Annotated in this window: 19 protein-coding genes and 1 pseudogene; 6 read left to right on the forward strand and 14 right to left on the reverse strand. The window is 64.0% G+C overall.

Annotated features, from left to right (window positions below):
- Window positions 1–4: 4 nt before the first annotated feature.
- The 4 genes and pseudogenes from C0V82_RS10065 to C0V82_RS10080 all read right to left on the reverse strand — a co-directional run.
- Window positions 5–2,866, reverse strand: coding sequence for an ATP-dependent DNA helicase (locus C0V82_RS10065; RefSeq protein WP_102112222.1), 2,862 nt, complete (start codon window positions 2,864–2,866; stop codon window positions 5–7).
- Between the two features lie 63 nt (window positions 2,867–2,929).
- Window positions 2,930–3,757 (reverse strand): SGNH/GDSL hydrolase family protein, encoded by an 828-nt coding sequence (locus tag C0V82_RS10070; RefSeq protein WP_102112223.1) that lies wholly within the window; start codon window positions 3,755–3,757, stop codon window positions 2,930–2,932.
- A 101-nt stretch (window positions 3,758–3,858) separates the two neighbouring features.
- Window positions 3,859–5,547, reverse strand: a complete 1,689-nt coding sequence (locus C0V82_RS10075) for a methyl-accepting chemotaxis protein (RefSeq protein ID WP_102112224.1) — start codon at window positions 5,545–5,547, stop codon at window positions 3,859–3,861.
- Between the two features lie 545 nt (window positions 5,548–6,092).
- Window positions 6,093–6,635: pseudogene (locus C0V82_RS10080) on the reverse strand (HNH endonuclease); the annotation flags it as partial.
- Between the two features lie 314 nt (window positions 6,636–6,949).
- On the opposite strand from C0V82_RS10080, the gene gluQRS reads away from it, so the two are divergent.
- From gluQRS to C0V82_RS10105, 5 genes are all read left to right on the forward strand, one after another.
- Entirely contained in the window at window positions 6,950–7,840 is an 891-nt protein-coding gene (gene gluQRS / locus C0V82_RS10085; protein WP_102112226.1) for a tRNA glutamyl-Q(34) synthetase GluQRS, read from the forward strand.
- Between the two features lie 143 nt (window positions 7,841–7,983).
- Window positions 7,984–8,475 carry a hypothetical protein gene (locus C0V82_RS10090; RefSeq protein WP_102112227.1) on the forward strand — a complete coding sequence of 164 codons (492 nt, stop codon included), beginning with the start codon at window positions 7,984–7,986 and terminating at the stop codon, window positions 8,473–8,475.
- A gap of 73 nt (window positions 8,476–8,548) precedes the next feature.
- Window positions 8,549–9,316 (forward strand): MerR family transcriptional regulator, encoded by a 768-nt coding sequence (locus tag C0V82_RS10095; RefSeq protein WP_102112228.1) that lies wholly within the window; start codon window positions 8,549–8,551, stop codon window positions 9,314–9,316.
- 247 nt (window positions 9,317–9,563) lie between these two features.
- Window positions 9,564–11,228, forward strand: coding sequence for a methyl-accepting chemotaxis protein (locus C0V82_RS10100; protein ID WP_102112229.1), 1,665 nt, complete (start codon window positions 9,564–9,566; stop codon window positions 11,226–11,228).
- Between the two features lie 102 nt (window positions 11,229–11,330).
- Window positions 11,331–12,392 carry a translation initiation factor eIF-2B alpha/beta/delta subunit family protein gene (locus tag C0V82_RS10105; RefSeq protein ID WP_158659847.1) on the forward strand — a complete coding sequence of 354 codons (1,062 nt, stop codon included), beginning with the start codon at window positions 11,331–11,333 and terminating at the stop codon, window positions 12,390–12,392.
- Between the two features lie 7 nt (window positions 12,393–12,399).
- Here C0V82_RS10105 and C0V82_RS10110 read toward each other — a convergent pair whose 3' ends face one another.
- The 7 genes from C0V82_RS10110 to C0V82_RS10140 all read right to left on the reverse strand — a co-directional run bounded on the left by C0V82_RS10110 (window position 12,400) and on the right by C0V82_RS10140 (window position 21,619).
- Complete coding sequence (locus tag C0V82_RS10110) at window positions 12,400–12,591, reverse strand: YbdD/YjiX family protein (protein ID WP_102112231.1); 192 nt, start codon at window positions 12,589–12,591, stop codon at window positions 12,400–12,402.
- Window positions 12,592–12,593: 2 nt separating this feature from the next.
- On the reverse strand, window positions 12,594–14,672 hold the full coding sequence (locus C0V82_RS10115; protein ID WP_102112232.1) for a carbon starvation CstA family protein: 2,079 nt from the start codon (window positions 14,670–14,672) through the stop codon (window positions 12,594–12,596).
- A 197-nt stretch (window positions 14,673–14,869) separates the two neighbouring features.
- Window positions 14,870–17,695 carry a translation initiation factor IF-2 gene (gene infB, locus C0V82_RS10120; protein ID WP_102112233.1) on the reverse strand — a complete coding sequence of 942 codons (2,826 nt, stop codon included), beginning with the start codon at window positions 17,693–17,695 and terminating at the stop codon, window positions 14,870–14,872.
- Between the two features lie 49 nt (window positions 17,696–17,744).
- Window positions 17,745–18,443, reverse strand: coding sequence for an RNA-binding protein (locus tag C0V82_RS10125; protein WP_245924054.1), 699 nt, complete (start codon window positions 18,441–18,443; stop codon window positions 17,745–17,747).
- 46 nt (window positions 18,444–18,489) lie between these two features.
- Window positions 18,490–19,986, reverse strand: a complete 1,497-nt coding sequence (gene nusA, locus C0V82_RS10130; RefSeq protein WP_102112235.1) for a transcription termination factor NusA — start codon at window positions 19,984–19,986, stop codon at window positions 18,490–18,492.
- Window positions 19,987–20,016: 30 nt separating this feature from the next.
- Window positions 20,017–20,775, reverse strand: coding sequence for a ribosome maturation factor RimP (gene rimP, locus C0V82_RS10135; protein WP_102112236.1), 759 nt, complete (start codon window positions 20,773–20,775; stop codon window positions 20,017–20,019).
- Between the two features lie 253 nt (window positions 20,776–21,028).
- The gene (locus C0V82_RS10140) at window positions 21,029–21,619 is read right to left on the reverse strand and encodes an outer membrane beta-barrel protein (RefSeq protein ID WP_158659848.1); all 591 of its coding nucleotides are present in this window, start codon (window positions 21,617–21,619) and stop codon (window positions 21,029–21,031) included.
- Window positions 21,620–21,994: 375 nt separating this feature from the next.
- Between C0V82_RS10140 and C0V82_RS10145 the strand changes: the two genes are divergently transcribed.
- Window positions 21,995–22,315, forward strand: a complete 321-nt coding sequence (locus tag C0V82_RS10145; RefSeq protein ID WP_102112238.1) for a hypothetical protein — start codon at window positions 21,995–21,997, stop codon at window positions 22,313–22,315.
- A gap of 58 nt (window positions 22,316–22,373) precedes the next feature.
- Here C0V82_RS10145 and C0V82_RS10150 read toward each other — a convergent pair whose 3' ends face one another.
- The 3 genes from C0V82_RS10150 to C0V82_RS10160 form a co-directional block, all read right to left on the reverse strand.
- Window positions 22,374–23,162 carry a lysophospholipid acyltransferase family protein gene (locus C0V82_RS10150; RefSeq protein ID WP_102113360.1) on the reverse strand — a complete coding sequence of 263 codons (789 nt, stop codon included), beginning with the start codon at window positions 23,160–23,162 and terminating at the stop codon, window positions 22,374–22,376.
- Window positions 23,163–23,242: 80 nt separating this feature from the next.
- The gene (locus tag C0V82_RS10155; RefSeq protein WP_102112239.1) at window positions 23,243–23,857 is read right to left on the reverse strand and encodes a YdcF family protein; all 615 of its coding nucleotides are present in this window, start codon (window positions 23,855–23,857) and stop codon (window positions 23,243–23,245) included.
- The gene (locus C0V82_RS10160; RefSeq protein ID WP_245924055.1) at window positions 23,854–24,738 is read right to left on the reverse strand and encodes a cell division protein FtsX; all 885 of its coding nucleotides are present in this window, start codon (window positions 24,736–24,738) and stop codon (window positions 23,854–23,856) included. Before C0V82_RS10160 ends, C0V82_RS10155 begins: the two co-directional genes overlap by 4 nt.
- Window positions 24,739–24,750: the final 12 nt, after the last annotated feature.

Here is a 24,750-nt window from a genome sequence, read left to right on the forward strand (position 1 = left end):
CCCGTCAGTCGGGGCGGTGCAGGAACCCCTTCGTCACCCGCACCGCCTCGGCCAGCCCCACTTTCCGCACCTCCACGCCATCGGGGAAGGCGCCGATCAGGCGGGATGGCATCATTGGGTCCAGCAGCACGAACACGCCCTGATCGTCGGCGCGGCGGACCAGCCGACCAAAGGCCTGACGCAGGCGCAGGCGGGTGATCATGTCGTCAAAGCCGCGACGGCCCGCGATTTTGTCGAAATAGTTCCGCCGTGCCTTGTGCAGGATGTCGGGCCGGGGCCAGGGAACCCGATCGAACACGATCAGGCGCAGGGAGCGGCCCGGCACATCCACGCCGTCGCGCACGGCATCGGTACCCAACAGACAGGCATCCTCCTCGCCCCGGAAAATATCCACCAGGGTGGGCACATCCATGCCGTCCAGATGCTGGGCCAGCAGGGGGATGCCCGCTTCCTCCAGCGGTTCGGCGATGCGTTCATGAACGGCGCGCAGCCGCTGAATGGCCGTGAACAGGCCCAACCCGCCACCGCCCGCCGCCAGAAACAGCTCTCTATAGGCCGCCGCCACCTGTCCCAGATCATCCTTGCGCACGTCGTTCACCACCAGCACGCGGGTCTGGCTGGCATAATCAAACGGGCTGGGCACGGCGGCGCGCAGCGCCGTGGCCCCCATATGCACGGTGCCGGTGCGCAGGTGTGCTGCATGCCAATCCTGCTCCATATCGCCGGTGCCATCGGTCAGGGTGGCGCTGGTCAGAACCAGACCATGGGCGACGGTGCCAACGGTGTCGGCAAAGGGGATGGTAGGGTCGACCCAGTGGCGATACATGCCCAGATCGAAATCGCGCCCCTCCACCCGCTCCACCCCGAACCAATCGACGAATTTGCGCGGCGTTTCGTCCTTCAGGCTTTGCAGCATCAACCGCCAGCCATTGACCTCATTCTGCGCGCGGCGCTTGCAGGCCCGCGCCACACTGTCCATGCGGCGGCGGGTTTCGGCCTCCAGCTCGTCGCTTTCCTCGTCCAGCATCTCCTTCAACCGGTCCGCCAGCTTTTCCAGCGGCGTGGCGAGCTTCAGCAGGGCGATGTCCAGTTCCACGGCCAGATCGACCAAACCGTCCGCCACGGGCTTGCAGTCGGTTTCCAGGCTGTAGGGATTATCCACACCCTGGGCGCGGGCATAGACCTGCCCGCGCACCCCGGTCAGGAACGCCTCCAGCGGGCCCTTGACCTCTCCGCCATGGATACGCTGCGACCATGCTTCACCGGGCAGGATCTGGGCTGCTTGCTGTATCTCTTGCAGCAGTTCGAGCGAGACCTTGTCGCCGCCAACCAGATCCTCCACCCGGCGGCGCAGGCCCCTGGCGCGGCTGCGACCCGACACCTCGGCCCCCAGCAGCCAGCGGCGCAACTCTGCCGCCTCCGCCGCCGTCAGATGGCCGGCAAAGGCATTGTCGGCGGCGTCAAACACATGATGCCCCTCGTCAAACACATAACGGGTGGGAACATAGGCATCGTCACCACCGCCCAGCGCCGCCTGCACCATGACCAGGGCATGGTTGGCGACCACGATGTCGGCCTTGCGCGCCCGTCTGACCGATTTCTCGATGAAGCAGCGCGAATAGTGGGAGCAGGCATTATAGACGCACTCACCGCGCCGGTCGGCCAGGCCCATGGTGCGGCCCTTGCCCAGAATATCGACCAGCCAACCCGGAAAATCCCCGCCCGCCATGTCGCCATCCCGCGTAGCCGCCGCCCAGCGGGCCATCAGGCCGATGGCATTGGCATAGGCGGGCTGGGTATGGGCGACGTTGGCGGCTTCTTCCAGGTTCAAGAGGCAGAGGTAATTCTCCCGCCCTTTGCGCACCACCACCCGTTTCGCCTTCACCGCCGGATCGGGATGCAGCCGGTCTAATTCCTTGTCGATCTGCTGCTGCAGCTGACGTGTATAGGTGGAAATCCAGACCGGCCCGCTGTTCTTTTCCGCCCAGACGGTGGCGGGGGCCAGGTAGCCCAGCGTCTTGCCCACGCCCGTCCCGGCCTCGGCCAGCACCACATTGGGCACGCCCTGTTCATCGCGCGGGGTAAAGGCGCTGGAGACGGCACTGGCATAGTCGGCCTGCTGCGGACGGGGTTCGGCACCGGCCCCGCTGCCCACCAGTTCGGCCAAACGCCACCGCGCCTCTGCCGGTTCGACAGGGATATGGCCGGGCGGCGGTTCTGGTGCCTCGGCCTGCCATTCCTTCAGATGGTTCCACACCATCAGACCGCGCCGTGCCCGCCCGTCGCCGGGACCATGCGGCAGGCCCAGCGCCGCCATCACCGATGGCGCCCAGGACCAGCCGGCCTGTCCCATGAACCAACCGATACCGGCGGCATCCGACAGTTCGCGGCGTTGCTTGCGCTTCTCCCCGTCCGGCTCCGGGCGGTTATTCTCGGCAAGTTCGGACAGCAGGGCACGGGCACTGTCGATCAAGGACAGGGCCTCTGCCTCCGGATCGGCGGGGACCGGCTGTCCCGTCGCCTCGGCCAGACCCTTGGGCGTGGGCAGGCAGAAGCGTGCCGGCCGCACAAAGGCGAACAGCTCCAGAAGATCGAACGGATCAGCCATCCGTTCGGTGCGCAGCCGCCGTCCCACGGCTCGAGCATGGGCCAGGATCACGCTTTCGTGACGCAGACGGTACGCCGCCTCGTCATGAGGGATCAGGTCCACCTCACCATCGGGCGTCACCCAGGTGACACCGCGTGCCCCCACCACAATGGCCGGCGCATCAGGCAGCAGCAGGCGCGGGGGCGCTGTTCGCACAGACGACGGGGCGTCTGGCGCCTTGTCAGTGCCGGGCCGGCGGAAGGGGACAATCTCGCTCATGGCGGCGGAGTATAGGCAAGTCCCGCCGCCATGCATCAACAAAACGGGAACATGACCAATCCGTTAGCGTGGCAGCAACCGATCCAGCGCCTCCGCCACGGCCGTCATGCTGGCAAGGTTGGGGTGATATGGCGCCATACCGGTTGGGGCAGGATAGCCGTTCATCCAGGGCTCCACGCCGCAGGCACTATGCTCGCGCGACAGATCCGACGCCTTCAGCAACAAGGCACCGGCCTGTTTTGCCGCGGTCGCCGTCAACTCGCGGACATGTCGGTCTGTCTCGCGCAACCGATCGGCATCGGCCACCGGCAAGGGCGTGGCAGCACAGGTACCGGACGGAGGCAGAACGGAGACATAGTCGACAAAGACCAGGATGGCCTTGGGCGCGCGACGCCGCACCTCTGACGCGATCCGGTCCAGGGACCCGGCCAGATGCTGGAATCCCGCCTCATCTGGCCAGGATGGCGCGCTGCATCTGTCTGTCGGCTGCCCCTTCTCGGCTGCGACGACACGGCAGGAAATCGAGATCATGTTGCCGATATAGCGGACATCATTGCCGCCGATGGTCAGGGTGACCAGCCTTGTGTCGGGAGTGATGGCCGCCACCTGCGCCGGCAGCTCGTTCCAACCATCCAGCACGGCGCCCGTGGTGGCCCCCGAACAAGTGGCGTCCACCAGGGCCAGTCCACGTTTCGACGCGAGTTGATGTGCATAATTATGCGTCGATCGGGTGCAACGGGACGGCGCACCGGCGACATAGGGCGGAAGACCGGGTCCGGCCGCAAACGAACTTCCCATGGCCACATAGGCCGCACCCGGCGGTAGAGCCGGTTCACGACCCGCGCAGGCAGTCAGAAGCAAGGGTAACAGGGCAAGCAGGCTATAGCGCATGGGCAGATTCCGGACAGAAACAATGGCCCATGCTGCCAGAGCAAGGCCCAGTTCCCAATGCCGGGAAACCGGGCCAACCGCACAATGAACACGTTCAGGGATCAGGCTGCCCGGATGCCGGACAGGAAGCTCTCCACCTGGCTTTTCATGACATCGGCCTGCTCGCCCAACTCGCGGGCCGCACCCAGGACCTGAGTGGCAGAGGCACCGGTCTCTCCCGCCGCCTGGGTCACGCTGGCGATGTTGGATGAGACCTCACGGGTGCCAAGGGCCGCCTGCTGCACATTCCGGCTGATTTCAAGGGTCGTGGCGTTCTGCTGTTCCACGGCGGCGGAGATGGTGGCCATGGCTTCATTGATCTGCGCGATGGTGCCGGTGATGGAACCGATGGCCCCAACCGCTTCACCCGTCACGGCCTGCATCGACTGGATCTGCTGCGCGATTTCTTCGGTGGCCTTGGCCGTCTGGTTGGCCAAGCTCTTGACCTCCGAAGCAACGACAGCAAAGCCCTTGCCGGCCTCCCCGGCACGCGCCGCCTCAATGGTGGCGTTCAGGGCCAACAGGTTGGTCTGGCTGGCAATCTCGCTGATCAACTGGACCACCGTCCCGATGCGCTGCGCGGCATCGGCCAGGGTCTGCACCGTGTCATTGGTGCGGGCGGCCTGGCTGGCGGCGTTGTCGGCCACCTGGGTGGAATGCACCACCTGACGGGAGATTTCCTGGATGGAGCTGGCCATTTCCTCCGCCGCCGATGCGACCGTCTGCACATTGGCGGCGGTCTGGTCGGCTGCACTGGCGGTCGCGGTGGCCTGGGCGCGGGTTTCCTCGGCAATGGCGGTCATGCCCTGGGCCGTGGCATCCAGCTGGCTGGTGGCGCCGGCGACGCTGCCCAGGACGGCGGTCACCTCGGCATCGAAACGGGCGATCAGCCCCTCCACAACCTCCGTCCGGCGCAGCTTCGCCTCCTGCTCGCGCGTCTGTTCAGCGGCCAGTTCATCCGTTCGGATGGCGTTCTGGCGGAACACCTCCAGCGCGCGGGCCATGCCGCCCACCTCGTCCTGACGCTCCAGTCCGTCGATCTGGATGCTCTTATCGCCACCGGCCAGCAGGCCCATCTGGTCCGTCATAGCGCGGATGGGACGGGCGATGGCACCGGCCAGCGACAGGCCGGCCACGATGGCGATAATCAGCGACCCAACGGCCCCCGCAATGGTGGCGATATTGGCCGTGGAGAAGGCATTGATCAGACCGGTGCGACGGCTCTCCAGCAGGTTGCGCTCTATATTCTGGGCCTCTTCCACCTTGGCCCGGATCGCATCCATTCGGTTCTTGCCGGTGCCGGCGGCTGCGGCGGCACGGGTTGCCTCCCGCGTGTCAGGGTCCTTCATGCCGGCAATCATCGGTTCCGCGACCTCGCGGTTCCATGCATCCGACGCTTCCTTGATCTCGCGCAGGCGCGCCTGCTGTTCGGGATTATCCTTGGTTAGTTCGCTGGCACGGGCAAAACTGGCATCAAAGTTCCGGATACCATTATTGTAGGGTTCCAGAAAGCTGGTATCGGCAGTCAGCATGTAGCCGCGCAGGCCCGTTTCCTGATCCACCTTGGCCGTGGTCAATTGGCGCACCGTGCGCATCACTTCATAGGTGTGGACGGTTTCGGCATTGCCACTTTCGATGAAGGCAAGCTGTGCCCGGTTGATGGTGCCAACCGCCGCAGAGGTCAACACCAGGGCGCCAAAGGCGATCAGCAATTTGCGGGCAATCGAAAGGTCGCGTAGTTTGGTCAGCATGCGATTTCTCCTGGCCACGGTCGATCCGGGCAAAGAAGGAGCGAGACCATCCTTGACAAAGGATAGCGACGGAGAGTTTTTGGGGAAGATTCAGGAAATCCTTTTAACTATCTGCTTAGAATAAAATGCCGCCCTCTTGATCGATTGGATTTTAGATATAACTCACCTTCTCGATTTATTGATTTTCGCCACTGTTTTTTCGGAAGCATTGAAAACAGCTAAATTAGAATTAATGCGTACGCCTCACGCTTCAACCATCCAACTTGCCGGAAGAGGTGTAACTTTCGGGGTAAGACAAGCCTATGCCACCCGGCAGCCTCCACACCGGCCTATAACCGAAGAAAGGCCCGCCGACGGGGACCTTCCAACACCATCATTACAAAGGGGGGGGATGGAAGGGGACGCTGGGCAATCCGGCGGCCCTTGCCAACACGTCAGCCCTGCTCCAGTTCGGCGCCCCAGTACTCGGCGCTGGTCATGGAGGCGGGGAAGGCAGCACCCGGCAAATCCTCACCCGGATCGGCCGCCACCTCGTCTCCGATATCATCGTAGGACAGGAAGTCGCGCCAACTGTCATGCAGGAAGGTGGGCGGGAAATTGCGGCCATTTTCCTGCAGCTCGTACGCTGTGGGGGCGAACGGTTCCTGCATCGGGTGCATACCGCACTGGCTGGGCAGACGGCTGCCCTTAGCCAGATTACAGGCCGAACAGGAGGTGACGACATTGTCCCAACTGGTCCGCCCACCCCGACAGCGCGGGATGACATGGTCGAAGGTCAGTTCATGCGTGGGAAACCAGCGCCCGCAATACTGACAGGTGAACCGGTCGCGCAGGAACACGTTGAAACGGGTGAAGGCGGGCCGGCGCGTGGCGGGCACATATTCCTTCAACGAAATGACACTTGGCAACCGGATCGCCAACTGTGGCGACCGGACCACGCGGTCATAGTGGGAAACGATGTTGACGCGGTCCAGGAACACGGCCTTGACCGCATCCTGCCATGACCAGAGCGAGAGCGGGAAATAGCTGAGCGGACGGAAATCCGCATTCAGCACCAAGGCAGGACACCCATCATAAGGTGGTGACAAGTTGCACCCCCAAGCGCCGTTCCGTCGGTGTTCCCGACCCCCGGAGCCCCGCCTTCTTCCACCCGTCAGGACCCTTTCGGGACCGTCGGCATCGGGCGGCGGACAGGTTGGCGGCAGGCCAGAACGTCGGGCATCTTGATATAACGGCCCGACCCCTTCTGGCAACCCGCCCGGCATGCGTAATCCGCAATTATCACGCGCCTGCAACAGAAACGACACGCAAGCCCTTGTGGTCGCTTGGCTTGTGACCCGCCACCCATTGGGGGTATATGTCGTGAGAGCAGGGGCGCCGCCCCCATCCAGGGTGCCTGTGCATGACTGAACCCGTCCTCCCCGTCATTACCCGATTCGCGCCAAGCCCGACAGGCTTCCTGCATCTGGGCCATGTCCATTCCTGTCTATTCGCCGTGAATGCCGCAAAACAGGCCGGCGGACGTTTTCTGCTGCGGATTGAGGATATCGACCCCAACCGCTGCCGCCCGGAATATGAGGTGATGCTGAAGGAGGACTTGGCCTGGATTGGCTTCCGCTGGGAGGAACCGGTGCGACGGCAATCCGACCATATGGATGACTATGCCGCCGCGCTCGACCGGCTGGCGGCCCTGGGCGTCACCTACCCCTGCTTCTGCTCACGCAAGGATATCGCGGATGAGATTGCGCGGGCAGGCAATGCCCCGCATCTGGTGGCCATGGGGCCAGAGGGGCCGCTTTATCCTGGTATTTGCCGGCATGTGTTACCAGATGTCGCGGCGGCCCGCATGGCGGCGGGAGAACCGCATGCCATCCGCCTGAACGTCGCACAGGCCGCCGCCCTGACAGGCCCCCTGGTCTGGCATGACCGGGGGCGGGGCACGGTGCCCGCCGATACCGGCCTGCTGGGCGATATCGTCCTGGCGCGGCGCGATGTCCGTACCTCTTATCACCTGTCGGTCACCGTCGATGATGCCATCCAGGACGTGAGCCTAGTGACGCGCGGTGTGGACCTGTTCCATGCTACCCATGTTCATCGCCTGCTCCAGGCGCTGCTGTCCCTACCGGTGCCCGATTACCACCACCACGATCTGCTGTTGAACAACCGCGGGGAACGCCTGTCCAAACGCGACGGCGCCACAGGAATCCGCATCCTGCGCGAGCAAGGGGCAACGGCAGAAGAGGTGCTGCTGTGCGCCCGGGGGTGGCAGCCAGGGAAACTGGAAACACCGTAAGGATAGGGACTTACCACTTCCCTTCCCCGCAATATCAGCCCAAGGATTATTCAACAGGGAAATGGGTTTGAGGTGTGGGGATGACAGGGTAGATGCAATTTTAGGGATATTGTTAGCGAACATTGTGGTATGGAGACCATGCCATGCAAGATACGTCCATGCTCGACCATTACCGCCAACTTGTCCGTGATACGACGATCGACGACAGGACATTGCTGTCGACAGATTACTTCAATCATTTCAATGAAGTGATCATGTTGCTGTCCATGTTGGGCGACATGCCCGACATGCTGGACGAGATCGTGGCCTGGACGCCCAAAACCTATCGTCAGCATTTCGAGGATTCGGGCCTAGCCTTCGCGCCGCTGGCCATCGAAGCCTATGATCATGTGCCCCTCGAATTCCGGGCACCGTTCGACGATGTGATCAACGATATGAACAGCCTGATCGTGGAGGCGGTGGCCAACCTGTCGGCCATGCGCGACGATGCCGACATGCTGGGCTTCACCGCTGCCGACTACTGGCAGCGCCTGCAGGCCCTGGTCGACCGGGGCAGCGCCATTGTCCATGGCAGCGTCCAGGACAACAACCCCACCGTCACCATGGATCAGAGCGAGATCGACGATCTGTTTTAATTTCCCCCTTGACCCTGACGCCGCGTCATAGCCCAGCAAGGGTGGGCGTGTGGAACATGGAAGGGACCGGGGGATGAGCCGTTATACCGTCAGCCAATTGTCGCGACTGGCCGGTGTGTCGGTGCGCACCCTGCACCATTACGACCATATCGGTCTGCTGCGACCCGCCGTAACGGGGGATAACGGCTATCGCTATTACGGGACAGACGAACTGCTGCGCCTGCAGCAGATCCTCCTGCACCGGGAATTGGGGCTGCCTTTATCCAGGATTGCGCGGGTGTTGGACGCCCCTGGCTTTGACCGGCTGGACACCCTGCGCGTCCAGCGCCGGCACCTGCTGGCCGAGGCGGAACGGTACCGCGCCCTGGTCACCACCATCGACCGCACCATCACACTACTGGAAGGAAAATCCGTGATGGATGCCGAAACTTTGTACCAGGGGTTCAGCCCCGAGAAACAGGCGGGATATGAGGATTGGCTGGCCGAGCGTCATGGCGCCGCCGTGCGGGCCGATATCGACCGTGCCAAGCAGGCCATGGCCGGTCTGGATCAATCGGCCCACATGGCCGAACTGGCAGCCGTGGAGAGCGCCATCGCCCAGGCCCTGCGCGACGGGATCGAGGCTGATGATCCCCGTCTGGACCCGCTGCTGAACCGTCATCTGGACTGGGTAGCTGCCAGTTGGGGCCGACGCCCCGATGCCAATGCCTATGCGGGCTTGGCCGACATCTATCGCGCGCATCCCGATTTCCGGGCGCGCTACGATGCCCTGGCCCCCGGCCTGGCCGATTATCTGCCCGATGCGATGGAGGCCTTTGCCCTGCGGGTGCTGATTGGCTGAAATCCTATTTTGTGACGGGGCACGCCGTTTCGATGGCGTGCCCCTTATTCATGCCGCTTCGCCGGCGTTCCAAACCGGCGACTAGAGGAAAAAGTAGGAACCCTATCCATTGGCAGCGGGAATTGCCCTTCCCCCTTGCCTGGACCGGCGTATCCTCTTTTCCCATCTGCATATATCTGCCCGGACTTTCATTGGCCCGGCTTTCCCTTCCGTTTCACGGCGTTTGGTCAAAAAGGGAGCGGCATCGATGCGTCTTTCCATGAAGATCCTGGCCCCTGTGGCCATCCTGTCGGTAGTCGCGCTGGTTGTGACGGCCACGGCGCTGTGGTCCAAGGCGCGCGTCAATAGCGCAACCGAGGCGTTGAACCGGGCGAATGAGGCGGCACTGGCCGCCGGCGAGTTGCGCTCCACCAGCCGCGCGTTGCAGCGCGACGCCCTGAACCTGATCTTCGAACCTGCCGATGGTCGTGCCCCCATCGCCACCCGGTTCGATAAAAGGCTGGCGACCATGGAAGAAGCGGTGGCCACCATGCGCACCCTGCCGCCGCCCGTACCAGGCAGTGATCCCGCCGCCATCGCAGCCAGCCAGACCCCGGTGATCGCTGCCCTGCGGGAGGTGCGGACCCTGGCCGTGGATGGCAAAGGTGCCGATGCGCATGCTCTGTTCCGGGACAAGGTACGCAGCACCGAACGCACGGCCTCCGAACAGACCGATCCCTACATCACGCAACTGGAAAAGGCGGTTGCAGCCCTGACGGGTGAACTGCATGCCCTGGAACGGCTGACCAGCTGGACCTTGTCACTGACGGCGCTGCTGGGCACCCTGGGCGGTATCGGCCTGTCGCTGGTGGTGGCACTGAAAGGCGTAACCTCGCCCCTGAACCGGTTGATCGGGGCCATGGGCCGGCTGGCCGCCAATGACCTGCAGGTCAAACTGGCCGACACTGACCGGTTGGATGAGATCGGGGAAATGGCCCGCGCGGTCGCCGTCTTCCGCGACGGGATGGAGCGGGCGGAACGGCTGGCCCAAGAGCAGAAGGAAGCAGAGGCCGCCATGGCCACACGCCGGGCCAACCGCGAACGTCTGGTGAAGGAATTCGTGGGACGGATGGAGGCGATTGTCACCGAACTGGCTGGCAATGCGGATGGTTTGCAGAACCAGGCCGGCGGGTTGCAGCGCGCCGCCACCGCCGCCGCCGACCGCACCAGCGCCGCCGCCGAGGCATCGAACCGCACCAGTGCGAATGTTCAGACCGTGGCCGCAGCCACGGAGGAACTGGCCGCTTCCATCAGGGAGATCAGCCGGCAGGCAACACAGGTGGCAGCCCTGGCCGGCGAGGGGGCCGATGGCGCCCAGCGCACGGCCCGCGATATTGCCGATCTGGCCGATACGGTGGGCCAGATTGGGCAGATCGTGGACCTTATCGACGGGATCGCGGCTCAGACCAACCTGCTGGCACTAAATGCCACCATCGAGGCGGCGCGGGCCGGCGATGCGGGACGCGGCTTCGCCATCGTAGCCTCGGAGGTAAAGGCGCTGGCCAACCAGACGGCATCCGCGACGGAGGATATCCGGCGCCGGGTGGAGGGGGTGCAGAGTGCCACGCGTGGGTCCGTCGGGGCCATCGGCGGCATCGTCACCGCGATCGACCAGATCCGCAGCATGACGGGCGCCATCGCCGCAGCGGTGGAGGAACAGTCCGCCGCCACTGCCGAGATCACCCGCAACGTGCAGGCGGCAGCGGTCGGGACGGAGGATATCCGTCAGGATCTGGACGGTCTGGTCGGTGTTGCGGGCGAAACCGGGGAAACCTCTCGCCAGGTCACCAGCACGGCCAATGGCGTGGCCGGACAGGCGGGCGACCTTCGCCGCAATGTTAGCGGTTTTGTTGAACAACTGTCCGCCGCTTAGCGGGGCAAAAATCATCCCCCGTGCTTTCGGACAGGGTCAGGCTGCTTGACCCGCGCCGTAGCCGCGGTCCATGGTGGGTGCGCAAACGGAAACAGGAACCCCATGCCCGCTGCTGTCTCTCCACGCCGCTACATGCGACACCAGTCGATATGGCTGGCGGATGACGGCTGGGGCGTGGAGGTCATCGACCAGACCGGGCTGCCCGCGCAGTGTCAGATTCGTCGTGTCGCCTCTGTGGGTGAGGTGCTGGGTGCGATTGTTGGCGGCGTGGTGCGGGGGCCGGGCCTGATTTCCGTCCTGGCGGGTTATGGCCTGGCCCTGGCCGCACGGCGCGATCCCGACATTGTCCCCGTCATGACGGCCTGGCACGCGCTGTCCGCCACCGATCCCCGTTGCCCGCGGCTGCGTGGTGTATTGGATCGGATGCGGGAGGTGCTGGATGTCACCCCGCCCGCTGAACGCGCCCACCGCGCCTATATGGAGGCGGATGCCATCGCAGCAGAGGAACTGGCCGGCAACCTGGCCATTGGCCGCCACGCCATGGGCATGCTGCGCCGAGTCGGTGCGGGCGGCGGCGATGGCAAGCCGCAGACCCTGCTGCTGGCTGCTGAACCGGGCTGGCTGTCATCGGTGGGCTGGGGTGCGGCGTCCGCCGGCCTGTTCCTGGCACAGGAGCAGGTGGATCTGCGCCGGGCCACAGGCGGTGTGCTGGGAGAGGATATCGCCCCGCCGCAGGTCGTCACCATCGGCCCCCTGGCCGCGTGGGAAATGGTGGAAGCGGGCATTCCACACAGCCCATGTGATCTTGACGGCGCCCTGGACCTTGTCCGGCGCGGGGTGGTGGAGCGGCTGTTCGTGGCTGCCATCCGGGCCAGCGCGCGCGGCGACGTTCTGGTCCCCGCCGGCACCGGTGATCTGGCGCGGGCAGCCAAGGTCGCGGGCGCACCGCTGCATGTCTGTCTGCCCGCCGCCGCCATCAACTGGCAGGCGCTGGGACCCGGCACCATCACGGCACCGGGCACCGACATTCTGCCCTTGTCGCTGATCACTGGCTTCATTACCGACCGGGGCCCCGTGGCCGCGGAAGCCGACGCCCTGCTGGACCGCTTCCCCGACCACGAACCCATGTCGATCGGCGAGTTGCCCGCCGCCAATGACGCCTGATCCGGCGTCAGCAGCAGCGGTTGACCCCGCTCCACCGTCGGTCCAACTCCGACAGGTAGAAGGCCTCCCGGTCCAGTGCCGGCTGGTCCGGGTGGCGCTCCCGATGGCGGGCCAGGTAAAGATCATAGGCTGCGTCGCCCGACACTTCCCGTAGCACGGTCCAGGCCGTACGCAGGAAATGGGCTGGTCCCGCCATCATGATCAGTGCCCTCCCGCACGGGTCGGCTGCGGCAAGCTTGCCACATCGACATAGGGTGCTTCCGACAAGGCGGGCACCGCCTGACCCTGCACATGGCGCAGGGAGATGCGGGCCATCTCAATGATCATCACCCACAGCACGATGATGAAGAACACTGTCAGCCCGGCATCCAGCCGCTGATTGAAGATCAGCTGCGGTGCCGATTCCAGCGCCTTGCCCGACAGAGACCCCGCCGCCAGCTTGCCCTCCAGCGCATTGGCTCCGGCCAGGAAGCCCACGCGCGGGTCGGGATCGAACAGTTTCAGCCAGGCGGCATAGGTGGTGGTGACAGCCAGGAAAGCCATTGGCAGCCCGGTAACCCAGGCATAGGCGGCCTTGCCCTTCTTCACGATGATGGTGGTGGCGATGGCCAGCGCCATGGCGGCCAGCATCTGGTTGGAGATGCCGAACAGCGGCCAGAGGATATTGATGCCGCCATAGGGATCAATGACCCCGATATAGAGGAAGTAACCCCAGCTGGCCACGAACAGGGCCGAACAGACGATGGCCGGTCCCCGCGCCTTGGTATTCCCCAAAGGCCGCCAGATATTGCCCAGCAGGTCCTGCAGCATGAAGCGGCCCACGCGGGTGCCGGCATCCACCGCCGTCAGGATAAACAGGGCCTCAAACATGATGGCGAAATGATACCAAAGCGCCAGCAGGTTCTGCCCGAAGGCACCCGCAAAGATCTGGGCCATGCCGACGGCCAGCGACGGTGCGCCGCCCGTGCGAGCCAGCAGCGTCGTTTCCCCCATCGCGGTCGCCAGTTCCTGCATATGCTCCGCCGTCACGGGGAAGCCCCAGGATGTGATGGTGGCCGTCGCCGTCTCCAGCGTGGCGCCGACAATGCCGGCAGAGCTGTTGATGGCAAAATAGACGCCAGGGTCCAGCACGCAGGCCGCGATCAGCGCCATGACGCCGACAAAGCTTTCCATGGCCATGGAGCCATAGCCGACCAGCCGCAGATCCTTTTCGGACATGATCAGCTTGGGCGTGGTGCCGGCACTGATCAGGGCGTGGAAGCCTGAAACGGCACCGCAGGCGATGGTGATGAACAGGAACGGGTAAAGCCCGCCGGCCACCACTGGCCCGGTCCCATCAGTGAACTGGGTCAGGGCCGGCATATGCAGCTCGGGCCGCAATATGACGACCGCGAAGGCCAGCAGCAGGATGGCGCCGATCTTGATGAAGGTGGAGATATAGTCACGCGGCGCCAGCAGCAGCCAGACCGGCATGATGGCCGCGAAGAAGCCGTAGCCAATGACCATCAGGGCCAGCGCCGGCCCATCGAAATTGAACATCGGCCCGAGCACCGGGTCATGCGCCACCCAGCCGCCACCGACAGTGGCCAGTAGCAGCAGCGCCAGCCCGATCAACGATCCTTCCAGCACCCGGCCCGGCCGGATACTGCGCATGTAAATGCCAACCAGAATGGCGATGGGGATGGTCATGGCCACCGTGAAGGTGCCCCAGGGGCTGTGCTTCATGGCATTGACAACGACCAGACCCAGCACGGCCACGATCAGCACCATGATCAGCAGGGTCCCGACCAGGGCTGCCCCGCCGGCCACTGGCCCCAGCTCGTCCCGCGCCATCTGGCCGAGCGTGCGGCCATCACGGCGGGTGGAGGCCCAGAGGACCACCATATCCTGCACACAGCCGCCGATGACGGCACCTGTCAGCAGCCAAAGCGTGCCCGGCAGATAGCCGAACTGTGCCGCCAGTGTCGGCCCGACAAGCGGTCCAGCACCGGCGATGGCCGCGAAATGATGACCGAAGGTGATCCAGCGATGGGTTGGCACATAGTCGCGCCCATCATTGATGCGCAGGGCCGGCGTGGCCCGGCTGGGATCGGCCACCAGCACGCGGGTAACGATCCAGCCAGCATAAAGCCGGTAGGCGACGGCGTAGATGCCAAAGGCCGCCGCGATGAACCACAGGGCATTGATCGTCTCTCCCCGGTGCAGGGCAATCCCACCCAGGCAAGCGGCACCGAAGACACCGACGACGATCCAGATTAGATTTTGGGCAAGTTTGGGCATTTATGATCTCCCAGACGCCGCGCGGGTCGCGGCTTTTCCTTCCACGTTTCCCATGAAACGCTGGGGAACCAGGAAAGGCCAGCAGAAGATAGAAATTGGGCTTTACAAGGGGCTTGGGATGGTCAGGGCCAATCCGGAAAAGAAAAAGGCCGGCACCATTCCTGGCACCGGCCCTTGTCACGTCACCCCAAACCCGATTACAGGGCGCGGGCGATTTCTTCCATCTCGAAGGCTTCAATCGTATCGCCTTCGCGGATGTCGTCGTAGTTTTCGAAGGCCATACCGCATTCGAACCCTTCGCGCACTTCGCGGACTTCGTCCTTCATGCGCTTCAGGGTCTTCAGCGTACCCTCGTGGATCACGACATTGTCGCGCAGCAGGCGGACCTTGGCACCGCGCTTGACGATACCTTCGCTGACGCGGCAGCCCGCAACCTTGCCGACCTTGGTGATGTTGAAGACCTGCAGAATGTGCGCGTTGCCCAGGAACTTCTCCCGCAGCGTCGGCGACAGCATGCCGGTCAGCATCTGCTTAACATCATCAATGATGTTGTAGATGATCGAGTAGTAGCGGATTTCCACGCCATCGCGCTTGGCCATGTCGCGGGCCTGCGGATTGGCGCGGACATTGAAGCCCACAACCAGACCCTTGGACGCGTTGGCCAGCGTGATGTCGCTTTCCGTGATGGCACCCACACCGGACGTCAGCACGCGCACCTTCACCTCGGTATGCTCGGCCGTCAGCTTCTCCAAGGCACCGGAGATAGCTTCGACCGAACCCTGCACGTCGCCCTTGATGACGATGGGCAGTTCCTTGGCTTCGCCCGCCTGGATCTGCTTGAACATCTGTTCCAGCGAACCACGACCGGACTTGGCGCTCTCGGCTTCGCGCTTCTTGCGGGCACGGTACTCGGTGATTTCGCGGGCGCGGCTTTCGCTGTCGACCACGACCATCTCTTCACCGGCCAGCGGCACGCCGCCCAGGCCCAGCACCTCGACCGGCATGGCCGGCGGGGCATCGGGGACATTGATGCCGCGATCGTTGACCAGGGCGCGGACACGGCCCCATTCGGAACCGGCAACCACGATATCGCCTACCTTCACGGTACCGCGCTTCACCAGCACGGTGGCGACCGGGCCACGTCCCTTGTCCAGCTTGGCCTCGACCACAACGCCATCGGCGGTGCGGCGCGGGTTGGCCTTCAGCTCCAGGATTTCAGCCTGCAGCAGGATGGCTTCTTCCAGCTTGTCCAGGTTGATGCCGGCCTTGGCCGACACTTCCACGTCCAGGACGTCACCGCCCATGCCTTCCACGACCAGCTCATGCTGGAGCAGTTCCTGGCGGACGCGGTCCGGCTTGGCGGACGGCAGGTCGCACTTGTTGATGGCGACGATGATCGGCACGCCCGCCGCCTTGGCATGGCGGATAGCCTCGATCGTCTGCGGCATGACGCCGTCATCGGCGGCTACGACCAGCACCACAACGTCGGTGACGTTGGCACCACGGGCACGCATTTCGGTAAAGGCGGCGTGACCCGGCGTGTCAATGAAGGTGATCTTCGACCCGGACTTCAACTGCACCTGATAGGCACCGATATGCTGCGTGATGCCACCAGCCTCACGGCCAGCCACGTCAGTCTTGCGCAGTGCGTCCAGCAGCGAGGTCTTGCCATGGTCGACGTGACCCATGACGGTCACGACGGGCGGACGGGACACCAGATCCTCGGCCACGTCCTCGTTGCCCATCACGCCGATTTCCACGTCGCTCTCGGCAACACGAACCGGACGGTGACCCAGTTCCTGCACGACCAGTTCAGCCGTATCGGCATCAATGGTCTGGGTGATGGTGGCCATCACGCCCATGCGCATCAGCGACTTCACAACGTCGGCACCGCGCTCGGCCATACGGTTGGCGAGGTCGCCAACGGTGATGACTTCCGGGATGATGACGTCGCGGGTGACCTTCTGGGTCTCCTGACGGCCGAACTGACGCAGACGTTCACGCTCACGGGCACGCTTGGCAGCGGCCATGGAGCGGCCACGACGGCCTTCTTCGTCCGACAGCGCCTGCGAGATGGTCATCTTGCCACCGCGACGCTTGTCGTCGACCTTGGCCTTGACCGGGGCCGCGGGCACCTTGGCGGGTGCCTTGCCGGGACCACCAGCCACCTTGGCGCGGCGGGGACCATCCTCGTCCTCGAAATCGCCGGGACGCGGGGTCACGCCCAACGGCGGACGGGCGGCAGGCTGTTCCTGCGTGGTGTTGGCAGGACGATTGCTGGCCGGGCGTGCCGAACGGTCATCGTCGGACGTGGCTGGAGCAGCGTGACGCGAGCGGCTGGTTTCCGTACGGCTGGCGGCTTCGGCCTTTCGGGCGTCCTCCGCTTCCTTGCGGCGGCGCTCGGCCTCGGCAGCGGCAGCCTTCTCGGCGTCCTGGATAGCGCGCAGCTCTTCCAGCTCACGGCGGCGAACCGTATCCTCGTCCAACGGCTCCGACGCGCGGGCGGCGGCATCCGCTTCAGCGCGGGCAATGGCTTCGGCACGGGCGCGGGCGGCTGCTTCGGCAACGACCGCAGCCTCAGCTTCGGCGATGGCGCGGGCTTCGGCTTCAGCCGCTTCCTGGATTGCGCGCTCCTCTGCCTCTTCAGCAGCGTTGCGCAGCACACGCAAACGCGTCTCGCGTTCGGCATCGCTCAACTGGCGCGGCCCGTTACCACGCGGCTGCGGGCCACGGCCACCAGCCGCACCCTCCGCTGCGCGACGGGCGGCGGCACCACCATCGGCCACACCGGGAACGGCGCCCTTTTCGAAGGTCTTCTTGCGCTTGACCTCGACCGCCACTTCCTTGCCGCGTCCATGCGAGAAGCTCTGGCGCACGGTGCCGGACGCGCCTGCGCCGCCACCCGCCGCCGGCTGTGCAGGGGCCGCCTGCTTTGGCTTATTGGCCCCACCCAGTCCAAGCGTCGGGCGACCACCCAGGGTCAGCACCTTCTTGTCGCGGTTTTGGTCGTTGGTATCGCTCATCCCTAATCCGACAGTAAGCCGTTGAAACCTAACACATCCGCCCAATGACTCAGGCGGCCGTTCCGCCAAGGGCGGAAAGCCGTGCAACCTCACGGCGGACTTGCTTTGCCAGCGGACCCGCCGCCATCACTGCATGTACCGCCTCGTCCCGGCCCAGAGCAGCCCCCAGTTCCGACCGGTCGAAAACTTCGACCAGCGGCACACCCAGCGCCTGCGCCAAGGCATGCAACTTGGTCCGACCATCGTCGGACCCGTCACACGCCTCTAACCACAACCCTACACCCTTTTGGCCCGCACCGCCTGCCCGGCCTATGAAACCGGAACGCAATGCAGCCTGTACCTTCTCGAAACCCGCGATGGCCCCCCCGCCCTTGCGGGCAAGACCGACCAAGCCGAGGGCCCGGCGGCGGATCAGCCGGCGCGTAAGCGCCAACAGGTCCGGCACGGGCTTCACACCCTGACGCGCAGCCTTGGAGAAAAGCCCCTTGCTCAGGGCCTTTTCAACCAATGCCACATCAGCCGTCAACCAAAGCCCACGGCCAGGCAGGGTTTCGTCCACATCGGGAACCACCTGTTGCTCTGGCCCCACAACGAAGCGGACCATGCCCGCCTTGTCCTGGACCTTTCCGCTGGCGATGCAGCGGCGCAGCGGGCTTTTGCGGCCCGCCACGGCCTCGGGTTCATCGGCCTGGGCCTCGGCGTCGAGTTCCGGCGGATAGCCGGGCGTCGTATCTGTGCCGCTGCTCATGCCTTGCATTCCCAAATCACTCAAAACTCAAACGGGTCGGAAGGCCTCAGCCTTCCGCCCCTTCTTCGTCGGCGAACCAATGCGCACGGGCGGCCATGATCACCTCATTGGCTTCGTCCAGCGTCATCGCATCCTTGCCGATGATGTCCAGCAGTTCGTCACCAGCCAGATCGGCCAGATCGTCCAGCGTCTTGACACCCTTTTCACCCAGCTTGACCAGCATGGAAGGAGACAGCGCCTCGATATTGGCAACATCGTCTTCCACGCCCAGTTCACGGCGCTTGGTTTCCAGGATCTCGTTCTGCTGTTCCAGGAACGTGACGGCGCGATTCTGCAGCTCAGCGGCCACATCCTCGTCAAACGCCTCGATCCGGGTCAGTTCGTCCAGGTCGACATAGGCGATTTCCTCAACCGAGGTGAAGCCTTCGTTCACCAGCAGATGAGCGATCATGTCGTCGACGTCCAGGGCCTCCATGAACAGGGCCGACCGCGACGAGAATTCCGTCTGCCGGCGCTCGCGCTCTTCGGCCTCGGTCATGATGTCGATGGTCCAGCCCGTCAGCTGCGACGCCAGACGGACATTCTGACCACGGCGACCAATGGCCAGCGACAGCTGGTCATCGGGTACCACGACCTCGATCTTGTTGCCTTCATCGTCCAGCACGACCTTGGCCACTTCGGCCGGGGCCAGTGCGTTCACGACAAAGGTGGCCGGATCGGGCTTCCAGGGGATGATGTCAATCTTCTCGCCCTGCAGCTCGCCCACCACGGCCTGAACGCGGCTGCCGCGCATACCGACGCAGGCGCCCACGGGATCGATGGAGCTGTCCTTGGAGATGACTGCGATCTTGGCGCGGGAACCCGGATCACGGGCCACCGACTTGATCTCGATAATGCCATCATAGATTTCAGGCACTTCGGCCTTGAACAGGCCTGCCATGAACATCGGATGGGTGCGCGACAGGAAGATCTGCGGCCCGCGCGGCTCCTTGCGCACATCATAGATGTAGGCGCGGACGCGGTCGCCGGTCTTGAAATGCTCACGCGGCAGGCACTCGTCCCGGCGCAGGACGGCTTCGGCGCGGCCCAGATCGACGGTGACATTGCCATATTCGACGCGCTTGACCAGACCGTTCACGATCTCGCCCTTACGGTCGATATATTCATTGTACTGACGCTCACGCTCGGCCTCGCGCACCTTCTGCACGATGACCTGCTTGGCGGTCTGGGCGGCAATGCGGCCGAAATCGATGGGCGGCAGCGGATCAATGATGAAGTCACCGATCTGCGCCTTCGGGCTCTTGCGCCGCGCCTTGGCCAGCGTTACCTGCACCGCCTCATTCTCCACCTCTTCCACCACTTCCATGTGGCGGGTGAGTTGGATATCGCCCGTCTTGCGGTCGATTCGGGCGCGGATGTCATGCTCGTGCCCATATTTGGAGCGGCCAGCCTTCTTGATGGCCTCCTCCATGGCTTCGAGCACATGCTCCTTGTCGATATTCTTCTCGCGGGCGACCGCGTCGGCTACTTGAAGCAGTTCCATCCTGGCGAACCCTGCCTTCTATCCTGATCGTCAGACCACCCCGGCGCCGGCATCGGCGTCGGAGGGGCCATCGGTGGTCACAACATCCTGTTCATCCTGGTCCAGACGGGCAAAACGCCCCGGACCCTTCTTTTTGGACGCCTTCTCGGCCTTGGGACGCTTCACCGGCTTGGCCGTGTCGTCCACATCCATCTGCCCGCCCTCGGTGCCCGCAGCCAGCCCCTGTTCGGATGCCGCCATGCTCAGCAACTCGTCGGTCAGTTCCAGCCGGGCCTTGGCGATCTGGTCAAAGGGGATCTCTGCCACTTCTACCAGACCCGGATCAATTTCCACGGGCTTCGCCTTGGCCGAAACCTTCGCCCCCGGCTTGCGCTTGGGCGGCTGCGAGGTCTTGGCGTCCAGGGCGATCAGCACATTCCCGCCCTCAACCCCATAAAGGGTGCCTCGAAAGCGCTTGCGCCCATCCATCGGCATCTGGGTTTCGATACGAGCTTCAAGTCCCTTGAATCGCTCGAAATCCTTCAGACGGGTCAGCGGCCGGTCGATGCCGGGGCTGGACACTTCAAGTGTATAGGCCGACGTGATCGGGTCTTCTACGTCCAGCAGAGCCGAAACGGCATGGGAAATGTCGGCACAATCCTCGACTGTCATGGCCCCGCCATCGGCGCGGTCAGCCATGATCTGCAAGGTCGGGCGCTCACCACCGGAAATCTGCAGGCGCACGATCTCATACCCCATGGCCTCGACCGAGGGGGTGATGATGCTACCGATGCGTTCCAGCACGTCCATTCGCGTTCCAACTCCACCCGCCGCCCGGCGCGATGCCGGATAAGCGGAGCCCAGATAAACAAAAAGGCGGGCCAAAGGCCCACCCGCAAAGCAGACCAGCCTGCCAACGACGGTCGCTGGCCGGTCCGTATGGGATAAAGATGATGGGTATATAGACCCGAACGGCCTGCGTGAAAAGGGGAATCACCACAGGGGCTTGCATCCCTGCCCCCCAGGGTGGCTTTCACCACCCTGAAAGGCAGGTTCTACTTCATCAGAAGCTGGCGCGTGCCGTCAGCTTCACAATGTGGCTGGTGACATAGTCGGACCCACCACCCTTGGCATCCACCCAAAGATAGCGATAGCCGGGAGCGACGGTCAGCCCATCCCAGACCACCATATTCAGGCCGGCTTCGGCGAACAGGGCGCCATGGGTGCCTTCCTTGACGACAAGCAGGCTGCTGTCATTCTTCAGGTCAGCCACACCGCCACCCAAACCGACATAGGGCTGGTACTTCTTGGTGACGGGGATGTCATAATAGGCACCGGCCAGCGCCGTCCACATGGACAGGTCGCCATTGGGCTGGGTCACGGTTGCAGACTTGGTCCCCGAGATATCGGCCAGACGACCAAAGCCGCCTTCCAGTTCGAAGCGGAAATCATCCAGCCGGTAACCAGCGGCGATGGTGCTGGCATATTTCTTGTCAGCGTTGCCCTTGGCAGTCTTCCAGGTCTTCGCATGCGTATAGTCATTACCGACAAAGGCACCGACGGAAGCAGCGACATAGGGACCATCTTCGGCACGGGCGGCACCAGTGGCGGCGAGCAGCATGGCGGCAACCGCCATCAACAGTTTGGTCTTCACGATGGATATTCCTGTAATTTCTGATGTCTCGCCCCTGGCCGCAGACATAAGCGCTCATACCGCACTGCGGAAGGGGTGGTATCGACAGATGTGGGCCGCGAATTTGTGCGGTCTGCGTCACCGAAAGGCTGATAAGTGTTCAGAAAATAGGCAATTGGGAATTATCTCGAATGCGGGATAATTATCTGATCATATCGATGCCTTTAGAGTAAAAAATATGCAGAATTGTGACAGTTGTTCGTGCATAGCTTATGTTAGTTGCAATGCACAAAAGTAAAAGCTCGAACTATTGCGTTTCCTCCTCAATGTGGCATCGTCTTTACACGACACACCGGAAGACATGTTGCGACGCGGCATGAAAGAGGAGACCGCCTTATGCTGATCCAGACCCGTTCCGCCCTGCTGCTGGCCTCCCTGGCGCTGCTGCCGGCGCCCGCCTTTGCGGCCTGCGCCATCAACACCGCCCCCTCCGTGCCCGATGGCGCCACCGCGGCGCCGGCTGAGATGAACCAGGCCCAGGATGCTGTGAAGGCCTATATCGTGGAAACGCAGGAGTATCTGTCCTGCCTGGAAGCGGAGGCGAAGGGCAATTTCACCCCGGAAATCACCGCCCGCTATAACGAAGCGACCAGCCGGATGAGCACGCTGGCCATGCAGCTGAACAGCCAGCTGCGCAGCTTCAAGAGCCGCGGCTGATCACAGGCAGGCGCCATCTGAAATGCAAAACGCCCCGCAGATGCGGGGCGTTGACGTTTCAGCCTTCGGCATCAACCGGGGCCACCCCGGCATTGCTAGGGTCAGCGGTGCGCGGGTTCAGCGTGGCGGCGCCACCCACGGCCACGGCCAGCCGATTGCTGGCACTTTCCAGCCGCGCCTCCAATTCGAACAGGGCCACATCCCGGGGCAGGCCCGGTGGAATCGGGGGCAGGAACTCGATGGTGATGCGGCCCGGCCGTTTCAGAAAGGTCTTGCGACCCCAGAAGACGCCGGAATTCACCGCCATAGGCACCAGCGGCACGTTGAGTTCGTCGTACAGGACCGAGATACCGACCTTGTAGGGGCGGTACTCGCCCACGGCCACACGGGTTCCCTGGGGAAAGATCACAATCTCCCGCCCCATCTCCTTCATCTGTCTAGCGCCACGCACCAGAGAGGCGATGGCCGCCCCGCGCTTGCCGCGTTTCACGGGGATCATCCTGGCTCGCCACGCGTACCAGCCCCAGAGCGGGATATGGATCAGCTCATGCTTCAGCACGATCGCGGGATCGCGGAAAAGCAAGTGGAGCTTCATCGTCTCCCACATCGACTGATGCTTGGCGCCCACCAGATAGGCGCCATCCCTGGGTAGGTGCTCGGTACCCTTCACTTCATAGTGAAGGCCGATGACGTGGCGTTCCAGGAAGGAAAGGCTGCGCATGTAGAAGCGGATGGCCGCGATCAGCACCGGTCGGGGGAATAGCAGCGTCCAGAAGATCGCGGTGCAGTAAACCGCCGTCCAGGAAAAGAACAGGATGTTGAACAGCAGAGAGCGAAGGAAAATCATGCGCATCTGGTCCGGAAGATCGGCGGGCGCCTGCACTTAACCGGAAGGGCCCCGCCCTGTCCATAGCCGGTGCCGTAGGGTCAGACTGCCGGACGCGGTGCCGTCAGGGCCGCACGGACCACGGCCAACAGATATTTATTGTATTCCCCAATGATCAGCTCTGCCGTGCCGGGCCAGCTCCACCACCCGTCCAGACGCACCTTCTGCGGGGTGACGGGGTGGGGGACCAGGGTGACGCCGGGCAGGGCGCGGCGGAATTCCACCAGACTGCGCGGCATATGGTAATTGGCCGTCACCACCCGCAGGCTGGTGAAACCTTCCTCTTCCATCCAGCGCGCGGTTTCCACCGCATTGCCTTCGGTGTCGTCGGCGTCATAGCCAAGCTGCACGCAGCATTCCAGGTCATTTCCCGACTTGGAGGAGATGGCCAGCAGTTCGCGCACATCCACGCCGCGATAGACACCGGAGATAAAGAGTTTGCGGGCACGGCCAGCGCGCAGCAGGTCAAACCCGACCGACAGCCGCTCGCTGCCGCCGGTCAGCACCACAATGCCATCGGTGCGGACATCATCCTCAGGCGCCTGACGCGGCAGGGAGGCCGCAAACAGGAACAGACCACCGGCCCATGTCCCCGCCAGCAGTGCGACCAGCAGCACAAGCCTGCGCAACTGCCGGGAAGCCGGATGTCCGCTCACGGCAGACGCCCCAGCGCCCGCATGACGGTCAGCCGTGCCGTCAGGGCAGCCAGCAGCGCCGCCACCACCGGCACAACAGGCAGCCACGCCCAATCCCGCAGCGACAGGGCCATGTCGGGCAGCAGCGATGCACCCAGCCCTTGTCCCGCCTGTTCCAGGCCCCAAAGCGTGGCCAGCGCCAGCAGGAAGCCGACACCGCCGCCCAGCAAGGCCTGGCGCAGCATATGGGTCTGGAACTGCCCCGCGACATAGCCGTCGGTGGCCCCCATGACATGCAGCAGCTCCACTTCCTGCCGATGCACCGCGAATCCGGAGGAAGCGGCAAAGATGATGGAGATGACGCCCGCCCCGCCGATGAGCGCGATGATGCCGACAGACACGGCCTGGACGGTCCGCGCCAGTCGGCGCAGGTCACCCAGCCAACGGGCCGGATCCTCAACCGTTACAAAAGGCGCCGCGCGGTTAAGCTGTTCGGACAGGTCAGCGACATTGGCCCCGTCGGCCAGACGCACATCGATCAGCACCGGCAGCGGCAGTTCCGAAACCAGCGCCCCTTCGCCCAGCCAGGGTTCGACCAGGGCGCGGGCATCGGCATCCGACAGGCGGCTGGCCGTCGCAACAAAAGCGCTGGATGACAGGGCGTCCATAACCTTGCGCACGCGTTCGTCCAGTTCGCGGGCATTGGCGGTACCCGTGGGCGCCACCTGTACCGTCATACCCGCCGTCAGTTCGCTGTCCCAGCGCCGCGCCAAACCCGACAGAATCAGCGACACGGCCAGGGCCAACGCCGCCAGATAGACCATCAGGGCGATGATCCAGGGCAGGAAACGCCCCGTCGCGTCCTGGCTTAGCGGTATGTCGAAATGGGCGCGGCGGCGCATCGGTCCCTGTTC

This window comes from Niveispirillum cyanobacteriorum, assembly GCF_002868735.1.
Classification (GTDB): Bacteria; Pseudomonadota; Alphaproteobacteria; order Azospirillales; family Azospirillaceae; genus Niveispirillum; species Niveispirillum cyanobacteriorum.

Excerpts from the sequence above, each read along its gene's own strand:
- C0V82_RS10065 (WP_102112222.1), bottom strand. The coding sequence starts at position 2,866 with ATGAGCGAGATTGTCCCCTTCCGCCGGCCCGGCACTGACAAGGCGCCA.
- C0V82_RS10070 (WP_102112223.1), bottom strand. The coding sequence starts at position 3,757 with ATGCGCTATAGCCTGCTTGCCCTGTTACCCTTGCTTCTGACTGCCTGC.
- C0V82_RS10075 (WP_102112224.1), bottom strand. The coding sequence starts at position 5,547 with ATGCTGACCAAACTACGCGACCTTTCGATTGCCCGCAAATTGCTGATC.
- gluQRS (WP_102112226.1), top strand. The coding sequence starts at position 6,950 with ATGACTGAACCCGTCCTCCCCGTCATTACCCGATTCGCGCCAAGCCCG.
- C0V82_RS10090 (WP_102112227.1), top strand. The coding sequence starts at position 7,984 with ATGCAAGATACGTCCATGCTCGACCATTACCGCCAACTTGTCCGTGAT.
- C0V82_RS10095 (WP_102112228.1), top strand. The coding sequence starts at position 8,549 with ATGAGCCGTTATACCGTCAGCCAATTGTCGCGACTGGCCGGTGTGTCG.
- C0V82_RS10100 (WP_102112229.1), top strand. The coding sequence starts at position 9,564 with ATGCGTCTTTCCATGAAGATCCTGGCCCCTGTGGCCATCCTGTCGGTA.
- C0V82_RS10105 (WP_158659847.1), top strand. The coding sequence starts at position 11,331 with ATGCCCGCTGCTGTCTCTCCACGCCGCTACATGCGACACCAGTCGATA.
- C0V82_RS10110 (WP_102112231.1), bottom strand. The coding sequence starts at position 12,591 with ATGATGGCGGGACCAGCCCATTTCCTGCGTACGGCCTGGACCGTGCTA.
- C0V82_RS10115 (WP_102112232.1), bottom strand. The coding sequence starts at position 14,672 with ATGCCCAAACTTGCCCAAAATCTAATCTGGATCGTCGTCGGTGTCTTC.
- infB (WP_102112233.1), bottom strand. The coding sequence starts at position 17,695 with ATGAGCGATACCAACGACCAAAACCGCGACAAGAAGGTGCTGACCCTG.
- C0V82_RS10125 (WP_245924054.1), bottom strand. The coding sequence starts at position 18,443 with ATGAGCAGCGGCACAGATACGACGCCCGGCTATCCGCCGGAACTCGAC.
- nusA (WP_102112235.1), bottom strand. The coding sequence starts at position 19,986 with ATGGAACTGCTTCAAGTAGCCGACGCGGTCGCCCGCGAGAAGAATATC.
- rimP (WP_102112236.1), bottom strand. The coding sequence starts at position 20,775 with ATGGACGTGCTGGAACGCATCGGTAGCATCATCACCCCCTCGGTCGAG.
- C0V82_RS10145 (WP_102112238.1), top strand. The coding sequence starts at position 21,995 with ATGCTGATCCAGACCCGTTCCGCCCTGCTGCTGGCCTCCCTGGCGCTG.
- C0V82_RS10150 (WP_102113360.1), bottom strand. The coding sequence starts at position 23,162 with ATGATTTTCCTTCGCTCTCTGCTGTTCAACATCCTGTTCTTTTCCTGG.
- C0V82_RS10160 (WP_245924055.1), bottom strand. The coding sequence starts at position 24,738 with ATGCGCCGCCGCGCCCATTTCGACATACCGCTAAGCCAGGACGCGACG.